Origin of the sequence: Tessaracoccus bendigoensis DSM 12906 (assembly GCF_900141915.1) — a bacterium.
GTDB classification, from domain to species: Bacteria; Actinomycetota; Actinomycetes; order Propionibacteriales; family Propionibacteriaceae; genus Arachnia; species Arachnia bendigoensis.
The window spans coordinates 1-15648 of sequence record NZ_FQZG01000036.1 but is presented as its reverse complement, the minus strand read 5'-3'; the positions used below and the strand labels follow the sequence as shown (position 1 = coordinate 15648).

Below are 15648 nucleotides of genomic sequence, written 5' to 3'. Positions count from 1 at the left end.
GCCGCGCGATGCTCAACCACCGCGAGGCGGTCCTCGACGCACTCGTCAACGCCGAGGTCGTCGTCGGCGGCAGGCTGACGCCCAGCGCCTGGTCGGTTCGTGACCAGGGCGATCAGATCACGGTGAGCGTCCCGATCCGGAACCGCACCGACGAACCGCAGGAGGTCACGATCGCGGCCAGCGATCTCGACCACTTCACCGCGGCGCCCCGCACCGTCACCATCCCGGCCGGGCAGAGTGCGGACGTGTCCCTGGTGCTGACCGCTGGCGCGGGAAGTGCACTGGACCGCCTCACGGTCACCGTCACCGGGGGAGGCTCGACGCTCACGTCGCGCACCGTCGACCTGGTTGCCGGTGGCTATTTCCTCTCCGATGCCGAATGGGTCTCTGCGGAGAACGGTTGGGGCCCGGTCGAACGGGACACCGCCAACGGTGAGGATGAGGCCGGCGACGGACCGCCGATGACGCTCGACGGTCGCGTCTTCGACAAGGGGCTCGGCACTCATGCTCTGTCCCGCGTCGTGTTCGACCTAGACGGCAAGTGCTCCACTCTGCAGTTCAACTACGGAATCGACGACTCGAAGGGCGGGGCGGCCAACGTGATCGCCAGCGTCCTCGGGGATGGCACCCAGAAGTGGACATCCGGGGTGGTCACGGCGAGCACACCGATGGGCACGGCCAACGTCGACGTCACGGGCGTGGATATGTTGACGCTCTACGTCGACCCGAACGGTGGCAACGGACAGGACCACTTCAACTGGGCCAACGTCTGGGTCGGGTGCAACGCGCCGACGCCGACGCCGACGCCGACTGCGACGCCGACGCCGACTGCGACGCCGACTGCGACGCCTACGCCGACGCCGACGCCGACGGCTACGCCTTCGCCGACTGCTACGCCTACGCCGACTGCTACGCCTACGCCGACTGCTACGCCGACGCCGACTGCGACGCCGACTGCGACGCCTACGCCCGGGTTCACGCCTTCGGCGCCGTACACCCTGCCGGGTCTGCACTTCATCAACGGACGGCACTGGACCACCACCTGCCAGCCGTACTCGCAGACCACCCGGTGCCGCACCGACATCTGGGCCAGCGTCGTGATCCGCACGTCGAGCGGGTTCCAGGTTCGGCAGGGTTGGGCGTTCAACAACATGACCTACCTGCCGTACATGACCAGGGCGCAGTGGGCCAACAACCCGCTCGGCCACACCGGCTCCTGGACTGCTGCCGACGGGCGCAACTGGTACACCGAGTGCGACACCGCCACTACGGGTAGGGGCGCATGCCGTTCGTACACGTGGACCACGGTCTACGCGGCCACGGCCAAGCCTGGCGGCGGGTACACGTTCTCGCAGTCGAATAAGTGGGTTTTCAACAATGTCGTGATGTTCAGAGACCGCTGAGCCCACACAACGTAAGAAGCGGCCGGGCGCCGTGGACCTGACAGGTCCACGGCGCCCGGTCGCATAGACTCTCACCCATGCGTGTTGGAGTCTTTGGCGCGACCGGGCAGGTCGGCGGCGTGATGCGTCGCCTCCTGCAGGAGCGCAACTATCCCGTCGACCAGATCCGTTACTTCGCCTCCGCCCGTTCCGCGGGCACCAGATTGCCGTGGCGCGACACCGAAGTGGTTGTCGAGGACATCGCCACCGCCGATTTCTCGGGCCTCGATGTCGCGATCTTCTCGGCAGGCGGTTCGACCTCGAAGCAGTACGCGGAGCGGGTTGCCGCCGCCGGAGCCACCGTCGTCGACAACTCGAGCGCCTGGCGGATGGATCCCCGCGTGCCCCTGATCGTCTCCGAGGTGAACCCCGGCGACGTCGCGGCTGCCGAGCTGGGCATCATCGCCAACCCGAACTGCACCACGATGGCGGCCATGCCCGTCATCAAGGCGCTGCACGACGCAGCAGGCCTTCAGGCGATGCAGGTCACAACCTTCCAGGCGGTCTCGGGGTCCGGAGTCAAGGGTGTCGAGGCGCTGGCAGGCCAGATCGCCCAGATCGACGACCCCCGGGTCCTCGCGCTTGACGGCGCCGCCTTCCACCCGGCCGACGTTTCGCCCTACGTCGCACCGATCGCATACAACGTCGTCGCGCTCGCGGGCAGCATCGTCGACGACGGCGAGGGTGAGACCGACGAGGAGAAGAAGCTGCGGAACGAGTCGCGCAAGATCCTCCACCTGCCCGAACTGCTCGTCGCAGGTACCTGCGTCCGTGTCCCGGTTTTCTCCGGCCACTCGTTGAGCATCCATGCCCGGTTCGAGCGTGACATCACGCCAGACGATGCCAGGGCGCTGCTCGCCGCGGCGCCTGGCGTCCGGTTGGCCGATGTGCCGACTCCTCTGATGGCGGCCGGGGCAGATGACTGCTTCGTCGGCCGGATCCGGCAGGACCGGTCTGTCGAGGGCGACAAGGGGCTCGTGCTGTTCATCAGCAACGACAACTTGCGAAAGGGTGCGGCCCTCAACGCGATCCAGATCGCCGAATTGCTGGTGCGGTGAAGATCGCCGTCGTCGGAGCGGGCGCCATGGGGGAGGCCCTCCTGGCAGGCTGGATCGCGGCTGGCACCGCTCCCGCAGACATCGCCATCGTCGACGCCTCCGAGCAGCGGGTGACCGAACTTGAAGAGCGTCACGGCGTCGTCGGTGTCGACCTGGCTGCCGCGGCACACGCTGAGACGGTCGTGCTGGCCGTCAAGCCATACCAGATCGTCGGCGTCCTTAACGACCTGCGCGACGAGTTGGCCGATGGCACCCTTGTGGTGTCGATCGCGGCCGGGGTGCCCCTCGAGGTGTTGGAGGGTGCTCTCCCGGGGGTCGCGGTCGTGCGGGTGATGCCGAACGCTCCGGCCCTGGTGGGTAAGGGGATGGCAGGCATCGTTCCGGGCGCCAGCGCCACCGGTGAGCACACCGCGACAGTAACCGGCCTGATGGATGCGGTCGGCCGCAGCCTCATCACCGACGAGGCCCACCTGGACGCGCTGACGGCGCTGTCCGGCTCCGGGCCCGCCTACCTGTTCTACGTCGCAGAGGCGATGATCGAGGGCGGCGTACACCAGGGGCTCTCGAGGGCGGAGGCGACCGAGTTGGTGAACCAGACCTTCGTCGGGTCGGCGGCGATGCTGGCCGAGTCCGGTCGGACCGCGACGGCGTTGCGTGAGATGGTGACCTCCCCTGAAGGAACGACTGCGGCCGCGTTGCGGGCGTTGGACGACCACGGGGTTCGGGCGGCGTTCCTGGACGCAGTCGAGCAGTGCCGGTTGCGTAGCAGGAGGATGGCTGGCCGGTAGGGGCCGGTGGGACCTGACCGGGCCGAGCTGGAGGGTCGACCCCGACGTCGGTTGACCTGGGTTGGTCGGGCATCGTGTGGGGTTTGCGTCGTCGGTCGTCGGTCGTCGTGGCGTGGGTCGTCGTGGCGTGGGTCGTCGTGGCTGGGCCGTCGTGGCTGGGCCGTCGTGGGGTGGGTCGCCGTTGCCGGGTCGTTGAAAATCGGCCAGTGGTCGATTCTGCTCCGTCTGGGGTCGAGTATTGGCCGCTGCCTGACGTTTGGGTCGGGGTTGTCGCGGGGGGTGCGTTGAAAATCGGCCAGTGGTCGATTCTGCTCCGTCTGGGGTCGAGTATTGGCCACTGCCTGACGTTTGGGTCCGGGCGGGGGTCGTCGACTATCGACCACTGGTCGATTTTCCCGTGTCCACCGTCGACTATCGACCACTGGTCGATTTTCCCGTGTCCACCGTCGACTATCGACCACTGGCCCATTTCCCGTGTCCACCGTCGAGGATCGCCCACCTCCCCACGCCCAGGTCGGGGCGACCCGTCCGCACACGTCGTAGTGTCCCTTCGAGCAGCGGGTGACCCCCGACCCCCCGCGGTCCACTTTCCGCCCGTTCAACCAGCGCAGCCGTCGGACGATTGTCCGATTCCGCGCGTCCGCGTTAAGATTTGGGGTCTGACCGGCACGGCTGGCCAGAGTATTCCATCCGGAGGGCTCGCCTTCCGGCGATGAAAGGCAAACAGTGGGTTCTGTTATCAAGAAGCGGCGCAAGCGGATGGCCAAGAAGAAGCACCGCAAGCTCCTGAAGCGCACTCGTATCCAGCGTCGTCGCGCCGGCAAGTAGTGCCTCAGGATCCTCGGGTCCTGCTCCTGACCCGCGCCGGCTGCCATCTGTGTGTGGAGGCCGGGGCCGTGGTGCGCAGGATTTGCGAGGAACTCGGAGTGGGCTGGCGCGAACTCGACGTCGACGACGACGAGCGGCTCCGGGAGAAGTACACCGATCATGTGCCGGTGACCTTCGTCGATCAGGAACTGCTCGGCTATTGGTTCGTCGATGACGCGGCCCTGCGTGTGGCCCTCGCACGAGGCAAACCAAGAATCATGACCGACGACTGGCTGCTGGCGCACCACTGAACGGAAACCCCCTGTGACCGAGTCTTTGTATCCGATGTCCCCGGCGACGCCACCGGAACTTGAAGCGACGAGCGGGTCAGTCACCTTCGTCGGCTCCGGGCCGGGCGACCTCGGTCTCCTGACCCTCTCGGGTTCCCGGGCCCTGCGATTCGCCGACGTGATCGTCGTCGATCCCGACATGGACGCCGAGCACGTCCGCACCCTCGTGAGCGCGCACGCGCAGATCAGGTGTTCGAAGGGTGACGGCGACACCGGGCTCATCCTGCGTTCGATCGCCCAGGGGCTGAAAGTCGTGCGCCTGCACGGTGGCGACTACTTTACCGATGCCGACGCGGACTCGGTGTTGTCCGAGGTGCTCTCCCAGGCCGGGTTGCACGCCAACGTCGTGCCAGGGGTAAACCGGTGGAGCGCCGCGCTTTCCTATGGCGCAGTGACGGCTTCCGCCTCGTTCGCTGCGCTCGATGCCATCCTCGGCATCCCGGCCGCGCAGGAGTGGCCGTCGGCGGCGACCCTCATCATCCGTGCCCGCGGTGCCGACTCCCGCAGCCTCGCCGAGACGGCGAGCGAGCGTTTCGGGCGCGACGGGGCGGTCCTGTCGCTTCAAAGGATGGGCACGACCTCACAGTCGAGCGAGCTGACGACCTGGGCCGCGTTGACCGACACCGATGACGCCGAGCGCTTCTTCATCATCGGCCCGGGCGTGGATGACAGCCATCGCAACCGCTTCTCCTGGTTCGAAAGAAAACCCCTTTTCGACTGGCGGATAGTGGTGCCCCGCACCAAGGACGACGTGTCGTCCCTCGTCGAGGAACTCGACCACTACGGCGCCACCAGCGAGATCGTCGCAACCATGTCGATCGAGCCGCCGCGTACCGAACAGGCCATGGAGAAGGCGGTCCGCGGCCTCGTCGACGGACGCTACCTCTGGCTCGTGTTCACCTCACCACATGCCGTGACCGCCATCTCGGAGCGGCTGCAGGAGTACGGGCTCGACTCCCGGGCGTTGTCGGGCGTCAGCCTCGCGGCGGTCGGCAGCGGGACGACAGAGGCACTGGCCCGGCTCGGGCTCGTGCCCGACCTGACCCCGGTCGTCGAAAACACCACCGGGGCCCTGGCCAACGAGTTTCCCGCCTACGACGACCTGATCGACCCCCTCAACCGTGTCCTGGTGCCCAGCGCTGACGTGGCCGTAGAGCCCTTGCTCGTCGGGCTCGGGCGCCTCGGCTGGGATGTGGAGGAGGTCACTGCTTACCGCACCGTTCGCGCCGCGCCGCCACCGGCAGAGGTCCGCGACGACATCAAGACCGGCATGTTCGACGCCGTGGTGTTCACCTCTGCGACGGCGGTGCGCAACATGATCGGGATCGCGGGCAAGCCGCATGCCGCCACGGTCGTGGCTGCGATCGGGCCGGCGACCGCCGCCGCATGCGACATGCACGGCATGCACGTCGATGTGCTTGCCGACACGCCGACGTTCGAGTCGGTCGCGGAGGGGCTGGCCCGCTTCGCCGACCGTCGACGCGCCGACCAGGTCTCGGCCGGGCTTCCGGTGACCAAACCTTCCCAGCGCAAGCGGCGGAAGCGTCGTAAGGTTGTTGAAGCAGGGCAATAGCCTAATAAGGTGAGTGGCGTGGAAAACGCGAGCATCGTTCACGTCATGCGGCACGGCCAGGTCGAGAACCCGACGGGGGTGCTGTACGGCAGGCTGCCCGGCTTCGGGCTCTCCGAGCTTGGCCGTGAGATGGCCGAGCGGATGGGCCGCTACTGGGCCGACGTCCCACTGACGCACCTGCGGTGCTCGCCACTGCAACGGGCCCAGGAAACGATGGCGCCGACGGCGGCAAGGCACCCCGACCTCATGATCGTGCCCGACGAGCGGGTCGTCGAGGCCGACAACCGTTTCGAAGGCATGGTGTTCGGGCGCGACAATGCCGCTTTGCGTAACCCGAAGATGTTCTGGCACATGCGCAACCCTCTGCGGCCAAGTTGGGGTGAGCCGTACAAGGACGTGGCGGCCCGGATGCGTGCGGCGATCCTTGAAGCGGCGGTTTCGGCCGGCCCCGGTGGGCAGGCCCTCGTCGTGAGCCACCAACTCCCGATCTGGATCGCGAGGCGGGAGGCCGAGCATCGTTCGTTCGTCCACGACCCGCGCCGCCGTCAATGCACGCTCTGTTCTGTCACATCGTTTACCATCCGCGACGGCCTCGTCACCGGAGTCGACTATGCCGAACCGGTGGCTGAACTCCTGCCTGCGACCACGAAACGCAAGTTCAAGGTCGGCACGTGAAGCGTCTCGTCGCGGTCTTCGCGATGCTGCTCCTGACAGCCTGCTCTGGCGCCTCAGAAGGTGGGGAGAGTTCTGGGGCCGGTTTCGTCGCGGGCGATGGCACCTTCACGATCGTTCCGGTCGAACACCGGGTAGCGGCACCGATCCTCAGCGGGCCGACGCTGGACGGTGGTGAGGTTTCGACGGCGGACTTCGCGGGCCAGGTCATCGTCGTCAACGTGTGGGGCTCCTGGTGTGCGCCCTGCCGCGCGGAGGCCCCCGAACTCGTGAAGGCAAGCCAGGAACTCGCCGACGTGGCCTTCCTCGGGATCAACACCAAGGAGAACGACGAGGCGCCGGCACTGGCCTTTGAGCGCGCCTTCGGCGTCGAGTACCCAAGCATCTTCGACCCCGACGGTCGGCTGCTCCTCGGGTTCGACCAGTTGCCGCCCAAGGCGATCCCCAGCACCGTCGTGATCGACGAAGAGGGCCGGGTCGCTGCCAGGGTTCTGGGGTCGGTCGATGCGGGCACCCTCAAGGGCATCGTCGAAGACGTCAGGGCAGGCTCCTGATGCCGCTCGAAAGCTGGGCAAGTGACGCGCTGACCTCGTCGATGCTCGTGGCGGTCCCGGTCGCGATGCTTGCGGGCCTGGTTTCGTTCGCCTCACCCTGCGTGCTTCCGCTGTTGCCCGGCTACCTCAGCTACGCCTCCGGTCTCGGCACCGCCGAGATCGCCGAGGGGAGCGGGCCGAAGCGGCTGCTTGTGTGCGGCACCCTCGGTTTCATCCTCGGGTTCTCCATCGTGTTCGTGCTAACCGGCGCGGTGATCGGGGGGATCGGCGCCACGCTGCTCACCAACGCCAGGATCATCACGATCGTGCTGGGCGCGGTGATCATCGTGCTGGGTGCCGCGTTCGCAGGCTGGCTGCCGGCACCGTCGGGCTGGCGACCTTCCGTCGCGCCGCGGCTGGGCGTGTGGGCATCGCCCCTGCTGGGCGTGGTGTTCGGCCTGGGATGGACGCCTTGCATCGGGCCCGCCCTCTCGGTGGTGCTCACCCTGGCACTCAACGAGGGTTCCGCGTTCAGGGGCGGCGTGCTGGCGTTCGCCTATGCGCTGGGGCTCGGTATCCCGCTGCTGGTGTTCGCCGTGGCCTTCACCGCGCTGGCCCCGAAGCTCGGCTGGTTGAAACGGCACCAGGTGCTCATCCAGCGGATCGGTGGGGTCGCGATGATCCTGGTCGGGGTCGCGATGGTGACCGGGCTGTGGGACTGGCTGATGGCCGGGCTTCGGCAATGGGCCTCTGAGTTTGGAACGATCCTGTGAAGGGCAACCCGGTAGCTCAGTTCATCCGGTGGGCCTGGGGCCAGCTCACCAGCATGCGCACCGCGCTGGCCCTGCTCTTCCTGCTGGCCCTCGCGGCGATCCCAGGATCGATGATTCCGCAGAACAGCGTCTCGCCGATCTCGGTGATCGACTTCAAGAACGAGCATCCGACCCTTGACAAGGTGTTGGAGCCTCTCGGGATGTACCACGTCTACACCTCGGCAGGGTTCTCCGCGGTCTACCTGCTGCTGTTCGCCTCCCTCATCGGTTGCATCCTGCCCCGCGTCGCGAAGTATTTCCGCGCGCTCCGGCAACCGCCGCCAAAGCTCCCCGCGCGGATCGAGCGACTGCCCGAGTCGGCCACCGGCACCGTGGCTGGCGCCGTCGAACCGGCACTCGACGGCGCCGAGGCCTTCCTGAAGGCGAAGCGGTACCGGATCCGTCGCACCGCCGAGGGCATCAGCGCCGAACGCGGCTACCTGCGTGAGGCAGGCAACCTTGTCTTCCACACGTCGCTCGTGGTGGTGCTCCTGGGGCTGGCCTGGTCGAACCTGTTCGGCTTCCACGGCACGGCGGTGGTCGTCGAGGGCCGCGGGTTCAGCAACGTGATCACCCAGTACGACGACTTCACCTCGGGCACCCTGGTCGACACCGACGAGCTTGAGCAGTTCTCCATCGACGTGAACAGTTTCACCGCCGAGTTCGAGATGGGCGAGGTCCAAAGGGGGGCCGCCCGGCGGTTTGACGCGCAGGTCACGGTCACCGATTCGGCCGGGGAACGCGACGCGCTGATCACCGTCAACAAGCCGGTCACCACCGCAGGCGGATCTCAGGTGAACCTGCTCGGCCACGGTTATGCGCCGTCCTTCACCGTGCGTGACGGAAACGGCGACGTCGCCTTCAGCGGGCCCGTCGTGTTCCTGCCCCAGGACGGCAACTTCGCCTCGGTCGGGGTGATCAAGGTGCCGGACGCCCGGCCTCAGCGGCTCGCCTTCGAGGCGTTCTTCTACCCCACTGCCGTTCTCGACGAGCAGGGCCCGCACTCGGTGTTTCCCGATGCGCTCAACCCTGAGGTCTACCTCAACGCGTGGGTCGGCGACCCGCAGGAGGAGAGCGGCGTCCCCGAATCCGTCTATTCCCTCAACACGACGGGTCTCCGACAGGTTGAAGGTGATGAGGGGGAGCCGCTACGCGCGGCGCTCGCCGTCGGGGGCGGCATGACCCTGCCGGATGGGCTCGGCTCGATCACCTTCGACGGGTGGCAACGTTGGGTCAAGCTGCAGGTGAGCCAGACCCCCGGCAACCTGTTGACTCTGATCAGCATCGCCGTCGGGGTCGCCGGGCTCAGCGTGAGCCTCACCGTCCGTCCCCGGAGACTGTTCGTGCGAATCACAGACCAGATGGCTACAGTGGGCGGACTCGACCGGACCGACGCCGCGTCCGGTCTCGAGGACGAGGTGGCGGGCCTGCTCGCCGCCACAACCGGCGATAGACCCGGGCCGGACGGCCCGGGTGGCAACGAGGAGTCGACCCGTGACGCTGTCTGAATGGTCCTACACCGCAATGGTGACGGCGGCCGTGCTGTATCTCCTGGCGTTTGCGCTCTGTTCACTGGAATGGGCGTCGGCGAGGGGGCTCGCGCCGGTCCGCCCAGGCGACGGCAGCGAGGATGTGGCCCGCACCCGGGTCGACTTCTTCGGCAGGCTGGGCCTCTTCGTCACGACCATCGGCGCGGCGCTGCACCTGTCCGCCGTCGTGCTGCGGGGCTTGGCGGCCAACCGGGCGCCATGGGGCAACATGTACGAGTTCGTCACCGCGGCGCTGGCCTTCGGGGCGCTGCTCTACCTGGTGCTGGCCTTCAGGTTCGGGATGCGGTGGCTCGGATTGGGTGCGAATCTGGTCTTCACCATCGGGCTCGGGGTCGCCGTCACCGCGTTCTATGTCGACGTCGCACCCCTCGTGCCTGCGCTGCACAGCGTCTGGTTCGTCATCCACATCGTCGCCGCCTGTATCGCCGGGGCTGCCTTCAACATCGGGGCGTTGACCTCGGTCCTCTACCTGATCAGGGACGGGGCAGAGCGACGGGCCGTCGAGAGGGGCACCGAGGTGGCCGGGTATCTGGCAAAGGTGCCCTCCGCTAAGCGCCTTGACCTGATCTCGTACCGCCTGCACGCCTTCGCAGTGCCGCTGTGGACGTTCACCATTGTCGCGGGCGCGATCTGGGCTCAGTATGCATGGGGACGGTTCTGGAACTGGGACCCGAAGGAGACCTGGTCGCTCATCACGTGGATCATCTACGTCGCCTACCTCCACGCCCGGGCCACGGCTGGTTGGCGGGGCCGCCCGGTCGCCATCATCGCGATCGTGGGTGTGATCGCATTCTGGTTCAACTTCATCGGTGTCAATCTGTTGTTCAGTGGGTTGCACTCCTATTCGGGGATCTAGCTGAATGGCCGCCGAGGAGGGGTCGGACTGGCTGGTCCACCTTTACGAGCAGCAGGGCGCCACCCTGCACCGGCTCGTGGTACTGCTCGGCGCCGAGGAACAATCCGGCAGGATCGTGCGGGGTGCCCTTCTCGCGCTGCACCGGCGAGGGCACCGGATCATCGACCCAGCCGAGCGTGTCGAGTTTCTGCAAGAGCAGGTGATCCACGCAGCCCGGGCGGTCAGGCCCCCCGACCAGCCGTTGCTCCTACCGACAGTCGACGACCCGGAGCAGGCTGCGCTGCTCACCGCGCTCAGTGCCTTGCCACCCAGGATGGCCGAGCTGATGGTCGTCAGCCACTATCTTTCGGTGTTCGGGCCAACGTTGGCGGGCATCATGCGGATGTCGCTTCGCGACTGCAATCAGCGGCTTGAGATCGCGCGGGCAACGCTGCGCGCGAACACGACCGACGGCGGCGCCGCGCCTCCTGCCGGGCTTGAAGCGCTCTCGCAGGAGGTCACGGCTTCGCTGCGCGCAGCAGCCCGCTCGGTGCAGGCACCGGGAACCGCGACGTTGGCGCTCGAGTTGGAGCAGTTGGGGGATTCCGGTCGGCTCTTGGTGGGGCCGAGACTGGTCGTGGTGCTGACCGTTGTCGCAGTGGTCCTCGGGTTGCTGCTGGCGGCGGTGAGCGCCCCGCCTGTGACACCGGACGAGCCGACGGGGGCGCCACCGCCCCCGGCGTCCCAACCTGGGTCGAGCCGCTCGGTGGCGGCCCAGGTGAGAGGCATTCCCATCTACTACGTGGGGCGCCAGGACCGGGCGCTCTACCGGGAGCTACGCGACCTCAACTCCACTGGAGATCTGGTGGCCACCGCGGTCGAGGCGTTGCTGACGGTGCCGCCGGCCGACCCCGACTACGAGTCGCTCTGGAATGCGGGGACGGTGCTGAGGGTCCAGCAGACGCATGGGGCGGTGGTGATCGATCTTTCCGCCGACGCCTACGCGGACTTCGACGATGCGCACGTAGCGGCCCTTGCCCGTGACCAGGTCGTCTACACCGTCACCGAGTTGGTAGCGGACCCGGAGGTCAGCGTCTGGTTCCTGGCCGAAGGGGGTGCCCCGCCGGATGAGTTCCGCAGCACGACCGGCTTCCGCACCGAAGGCATCGGGCCGATGCCGCCGCTGTGGATCACCTCGCCTCGCAACTCCACACGTCTGGGGGCCGGGCCCATCAGCATCTTCGGCACGGTCAAACCCGGCTACGGGGAGCCGATGGTCAGGGTGACGGACACCTCGACTGGGAGGGTCGTGGCTGAAGAACAGGCGCAGACGGCCTCCGGTGCGAATCAGGATGGCTGGCGTTCCTGGAGCTTCAACATCGAGCTGCCGGTCGGCACCTATGAGGTGAGCGTCCGGATCGAGGCGGCCCCGACCAGCGGTGTGGTTGAGACCAAGACCTTTGAGGTCGTGTGACTCAGTTGGTTGCCACGAGCTTGGCCAACTTCGTCTGTAGCCCGGCGGGGGCGAAACGGGTGGCGAACGCCATCGCGACGTTGCCGCCGCCGTCGACGATATAGGGGCGATGCTGCCGGAGCGCCTTGAAGGTGGTGTCGACGACCTGGGAAGGCGTGCGCCGATTCGACATCACCTCATCGTTTCCCGCGTTGGTGAAGAAGGAAGTGTCGGTGGGGCCGGGGCAGATCGCCAGCGCCCGCACGCCCGTGGGGCGCAACTCATCCCACAACGCGGTGGTGAAGCGGAGCACGTAGGCCTTCGATGCCGCATAGACGGCCATATTGGGGACCGGTTGGAAAGCGGCGGAAGACGCGACGTTGATGACGGCGCCGCGGCGGCGTGCGATCATCCCGGGAACCGCCGCGCGGGTCAGGTCGGTCAGTGCGACCACGTTCAGGTTCAGTTCGTCGGCCATCCGGTCGGGGTCGGCCTCGGCGAATTCGCCCATCGTGCCGAACCCGGCGTTGTTGATCAGGTAGGCCACGTCCAGTTCCTGCAACTCGGCGATCAGGGTCTGGCGCTGGTCCTGGTCGCCCAGGTCTGCCGTCACCGTCCGGGTGTCGACGTTGAACCGTTCGCGGAGGTCGGCCGCGACGGATTCGAGGAGGTCTGCGCGCCTCGCCGACAACACGACGTTGGTCCCCATCGATGCCACGCGCTCGGCGTACGCGACGCCCAGCCCGCTCGACGCTCCGGTTACCACGGCCCAAGATCTGCTCATGGGCCCAACCCTACCGGGGCCTCGCCCCCGTCCCACAAGGCATCGAGGGGTAGGAGTGGTTCAAGTGGTGGCCCGACACGGGTGGTAGGTGGTCGGGACTGGCTGGCGTTGCCGTGACAGAATGGGCGCCATGCAGCATTTTGACCTGGCCGTGATCGGCTCCGGATCCGGGAACTCGCTGATCGATGAGCGGTTCGCCGACTGGAACGTCGCCCTGATCGAGCGAGACCCCGTGTTCGGCGGCACCTGCATCAACCGGGGTTGCATTCCGACCAAGATGTTCGTGGTGCCTGCCGACTTCGGCGTCAGCCCGGCGGAGGCCGAACGGTTGGGCGTCGACCTTCGCTTCGTCGGTGCCGACTGGGCGGCCATCCGTGATCGGATCTTCGGGCGGATCGACGCCATTTCCGCGGGCGGGCTCGACTGGCGCGAACGCTCGGACAACGTCACCGTCTTCCACGGTGAGGCAACTTTCACCGGCCCCCACACGTTGCGGATCGGGGAGGAGGAGATCACGGCCGACCAGATCGTGATCGCGACGGGGTCACGGCCCCGACGCCTTGAAGTGCCCGGCCTCGAAGACGTCGCGGGGAAGGTGTTCACCTCTGACGACATCATGCGCGTCGATGAGCGCCCGCAACGACTGGTGATCATCGGCGGCGGCTATATCGGGGCCGAGTTCGCCCACATCTTCTCGGGGCTGGGTTCGGATGTGACGATGATCAACCGCTCCGACGTGCTGCTGCGCCACCACGACCGCGAGATTGCCGACCAGTTTCAGAAGCAACTCGCGGGGAGGGTGAGGCTGCGGCTCAACCAGTCTCTTTCTGCCGTGGAGAACGAGGGCGACGGCGTTCTGGTGGTCACCACCGACCGCAACGGCGTCGAATACGAGTACTTCGCTGACGCGGTTCTGGTGGCGATCGGGCGGGAGCGTAACTCCGAGGCACTGAATCTGGAAGCGGCGGGCATCGACACCGGGGAGCACGGGCAGATCAGAGTCGACGCTCAGCAGCGCACGAGCGTGGAGGGCGTCTGGGCGATCGGTGACGTGTCTTCGGACTACCTCCTGAAACACGTGGCCAATGCCGAGGCCCGCACCGTGCAGCACAACCTGTTGCACCCTGACGACATGGTCGAGACGGATCACCGCTATGTGCCGAACGCGGTTTTCAGCAACCCGCAGGTCGCCGCCGTCGGAGCGACCGAAGAGCAACTGCGGGAGTGGGGGATTCCGTATGTCGCCTACAGCCAGCGCTATGCGGACGTCGCTTACGGCTGGGCGCTTGAGGACGAGTCGCACTTCGTCAAACTCCTGGCCGCGCCAGGTTCCTGGCACCTGCTCGGCGCGCACATCATCGGCCCGCAGGCCTCGACGCTGATCCAGCCGCTCATCCAGGCGATGAGTTTCGGGCAGACGGTGCCCGACCTCGCCCGCGGGCAGTACTGGATCCATCCCGCGCTGCCCGAGGTGGTCGAGAACGCGCTTCTGGGGCTGCTCGAAGTCAAGCAACCGGCCGAGTTGAGCCGGTGAGGGCCCGGATCGGCGCCATAGCTCTACTTGCGGTAGGTGGCCTGGCGGCCTGCGCCCCGACCCCGGTACCCGGCGAGGGCGTGCCCGAAGGCGGGTCGGCTTCGGTCTCTACCGCTGCCGAACAGGGGTCCGCGGAGGCAGCGTCCCCGGCCGCGCAGCCCCTGTCCTGCACAGACCTGGCCGCGGCCCTGCCCTTGGAATCCCAGGTCGGCCAGCTGTACATGGTCGGCGTCTCCACAGCGGGCCTCGACGAGGACACCCGCTCGGCGATCGTCGACCACCAGGTCGGCTCTGTGGTGCTGCTCGGCAACTCCTCTGCCGGGTCCAAGCCCATCCGGCTCCTGACGGCCGAGCTCGGCAGCCTCGGTGCGGCAGACCTGCCGCTCCTCGTCGCCGTCGATCAGGAGGGTGGTGCGGTGCAGCGGTTGCAGGGTGAGGGTTTCACCCGCATCCCGGATGCCCGGACGCAGGGCGGGTTCGCGTCGGGGGAGTTGGCCGTCGAGGCCGAGACGTGGGGTAAAGAACTGAAGGACGCCGGGGTCGACTACAACCTCGCGCCGGTGGCCGACGTCGTCCCGGAGGATCGGCGGGCATCGAACGCGCCCATCGGGAAGATGAAGCGTGACTACGGCAGCGATCCGGCCCAGGTCGGCGCGAAGGTGGGGGAGTTCATCGAGGGCATGCACAATGCGGGGGTGCTCACCTCCGTCAAGCACTTCCCGGGCCTGGGACTGGTCGAGACGAACACCGACTTCGGGGCAGCCGTGGACACCGAGGTGGGGGCCGACAGCCCGGAGATCGAACCGTTCAGGACTGCGATCGAGGCGGGCGCCGATTCGGTGATGGTGTCGTCGGCCGTGTTCAAGAAGATCGATGCGGACAACGAGGGAGTGTTCAGTTCGGCTGTGATCACGGACCTGCTGAGGGGCGACCTCGGCTACGACGGTGTCGTGATCGCCGACGATCTGGGCGCGGCCGTGGCGGTGAAGGGCGTCGACGCGGCGCAGCGCGGGGTGAGGTTCATCGAGGCTGGGGGAGACATCGCGATCAATGCCGACCCGGCGCTGATGGGTGCGATGGCCGACGCGACGGTCGAGTTGGCGGGGTCGGATGAGGGTTTCGCGGCCCGGGTCGCCGAGTCGGCCGGGAGGGTGTTGGAGTTGAAGGCGTCTGCGGGTTTGGTGGACTGCGGCTGAGGTCGGTTGAGCCGGACCGCGCGTCGGTTGAGGCGGGTCGCGCGTCGGTTGAGCCGGTCCCACCGCGCGGAGCGCCGGGGACCGTGACGAAACCATCGTGACCGTCCCCACAGACTTTCCCCGCGCCGGTTGAGCCGGTCCGCGGGTTGAGCCGGGCCGCGCGTCAGTTGAGCCGGGCCGCGCGTCAGTTGAGCCGGGTTGTGCGTCGGTTGAGCCGGGCCGTGAGGAACGAACGGCCCGTGACGAAACCATCGTGACCTT

The 15648-nt window shown here is 67.5% G+C and carries 15 protein-coding genes; 14 read left to right on the top strand and 1 reads right to left on the bottom strand.

The window, feature by feature from the left end:
* Positions 1–8: 8 nt before the first annotated feature.
* The 12 genes from BUC15_RS19075 to BUC15_RS10580 all read left to right on the top strand — a co-directional run bounded on the left by BUC15_RS19075 (position 9) and on the right by BUC15_RS10580 (position 11894).
* Positions 9–1403 (top strand): NPCBM/NEW2 domain-containing protein, encoded by a 1395-nt coding sequence (locus BUC15_RS19075; RefSeq protein ID WP_342741727.1) that lies wholly within the window; start codon positions 9–11, stop codon positions 1401–1403.
* A gap of 77 nt (positions 1404–1480) precedes the next feature.
* Positions 1481–2500, top strand: coding sequence for an aspartate-semialdehyde dehydrogenase (locus BUC15_RS10630; protein ID WP_073188024.1), 1020 nt, complete (start codon positions 1481–1483; stop codon positions 2498–2500).
* Positions 2497–3288, top strand: a complete 792-nt coding sequence (gene proC / locus BUC15_RS10625; RefSeq protein WP_245787951.1) for a pyrroline-5-carboxylate reductase — start codon at positions 2497–2499, stop codon at positions 3286–3288. Before BUC15_RS10630 ends, proC begins: the two co-directional genes overlap by 4 nt.
* Positions 3289–4014: 726 nt before the next feature.
* Entirely contained in the window at positions 4015–4116 is a 102-nt protein-coding gene (locus BUC15_RS10620) for a 30S ribosomal protein bS22 (RefSeq protein ID WP_042842924.1), read from the top strand.
* Positions 4116–4406 carry a glutaredoxin family protein gene (locus BUC15_RS10615; RefSeq protein ID WP_073188019.1) on the top strand — a complete coding sequence of 97 codons (291 nt, stop codon included), beginning with the start codon at positions 4116–4118 and terminating at the stop codon, positions 4404–4406. The genes BUC15_RS10620 and BUC15_RS10615 overlap by 1 nt, the downstream gene beginning before the upstream one ends.
* 13 nt (positions 4407–4419) lie before the next feature.
* Positions 4420–6018, top strand: coding sequence for a uroporphyrinogen-III synthase (locus BUC15_RS10610; protein ID WP_084189515.1), 1599 nt, complete (start codon positions 4420–4422; stop codon positions 6016–6018).
* 18 nt (positions 6019–6036) lie between these two features.
* A complete protein-coding gene (locus tag BUC15_RS10605; protein ID WP_425443353.1) occupies positions 6037–6693 on the top strand; it encodes a histidine phosphatase family protein in 657 nt (218 codons plus the stop codon).
* A gap of 23 nt (positions 6694–6716) precedes the next feature.
* Positions 6717–7244: a redoxin domain-containing protein gene (locus BUC15_RS10600; protein WP_073188065.1), complete on the top strand. Its 528-nt coding sequence runs from the start codon at positions 6717–6719 to the stop codon at positions 7242–7244.
* A 41-nt stretch (positions 7245–7285) separates the two neighbouring features.
* On the top strand, positions 7286–7996 hold the full coding sequence (locus BUC15_RS10595; RefSeq protein ID WP_073188061.1) for a cytochrome c biogenesis CcdA family protein: 711 nt from the start codon (positions 7286–7288) through the stop codon (positions 7994–7996).
* Positions 7993–9543: a cytochrome c biogenesis protein ResB gene (gene resB / locus BUC15_RS10590; RefSeq protein ID WP_245787948.1), complete on the top strand. Its 1551-nt coding sequence runs from the start codon at positions 7993–7995 to the stop codon at positions 9541–9543. Before BUC15_RS10595 ends, resB begins: the two co-directional genes overlap by 4 nt.
* Entirely contained in the window at positions 9530–10441 is a 912-nt protein-coding gene (ccsB, locus tag BUC15_RS10585; protein WP_073188014.1) for a c-type cytochrome biogenesis protein CcsB, read from the top strand. Before resB ends, ccsB begins: the two co-directional genes overlap by 14 nt.
* A gap of 4 nt (positions 10442–10445) precedes the next feature.
* Positions 10446–11894, top strand: a complete 1449-nt coding sequence (locus BUC15_RS10580; protein WP_073188011.1) for a GerMN domain-containing protein — start codon at positions 10446–10448, stop codon at positions 11892–11894.
* A 1-nt stretch (position 11895) separates the two neighbouring features.
* On the opposite strand, the gene BUC15_RS10575 is transcribed toward BUC15_RS10580, so the two are convergent.
* The gene (locus BUC15_RS10575; RefSeq protein ID WP_073188009.1) at positions 11896–12657 is read right to left on the bottom strand and encodes an SDR family NAD(P)-dependent oxidoreductase; all 762 of its coding nucleotides are present in this window, start codon (positions 12655–12657) and stop codon (positions 11896–11898) included.
* 130 nt (positions 12658–12787) lie between these two features.
* Between BUC15_RS10575 and BUC15_RS10570 the strand changes: the two genes are divergently transcribed.
* Positions 12788–14191 carry a mycothione reductase gene (locus tag BUC15_RS10570; protein ID WP_073188007.1) on the top strand — a complete coding sequence of 468 codons (1404 nt, stop codon included), beginning with the start codon at positions 12788–12790 and terminating at the stop codon, positions 14189–14191.
* On the top strand, positions 14188–15387 hold the full coding sequence (locus BUC15_RS10565) for a glycoside hydrolase family 3 N-terminal domain-containing protein (protein WP_073188004.1): 1200 nt from the start codon (positions 14188–14190) through the stop codon (positions 15385–15387). Before BUC15_RS10570 ends, BUC15_RS10565 begins: the two co-directional genes overlap by 4 nt.
* The last annotated feature ends 261 nt before the right edge of the window (positions 15388–15648 follow it).

What these genes read in the sequence shown, in the direction of transcription:
- BUC15_RS10630 (WP_073188024.1), top strand. Translation starts at nt 1,481, where the DNA reads ATGCGTGTTGGAGTCTTTGGCGCGACCGGGCAGGTCGGCGGCGTGATG.
- BUC15_RS10570 (WP_073188007.1), top strand. Translation starts at nt 12,788, where the DNA reads ATGCAGCATTTTGACCTGGCCGTGATCGGCTCCGGATCCGGGAACTCG.
- BUC15_RS10580 (WP_073188011.1), top strand. Translation starts at nt 10,446, where the DNA reads ATGGCCGCCGAGGAGGGGTCGGACTGGCTGGTCCACCTTTACGAGCAG.
- BUC15_RS10575 (WP_073188009.1), bottom strand. Translation starts at nt 12,657, where the DNA reads ATGAGCAGATCTTGGGCCGTGGTAACCGGAGCGTCGAGCGGGCTGGGC.
- BUC15_RS10600 (WP_073188065.1), top strand. Translation starts at nt 6,717, where the DNA reads ATGCTGCTCCTGACAGCCTGCTCTGGCGCCTCAGAAGGTGGGGAGAGT.
- BUC15_RS10595 (WP_073188061.1), top strand. Translation starts at nt 7,286, where the DNA reads ATGCTCGTGGCGGTCCCGGTCGCGATGCTTGCGGGCCTGGTTTCGTTC.
- BUC15_RS19075 (WP_342741727.1), top strand. Translation starts at nt 9, where the DNA reads ATGCTCAACCACCGCGAGGCGGTCCTCGACGCACTCGTCAACGCCGAG.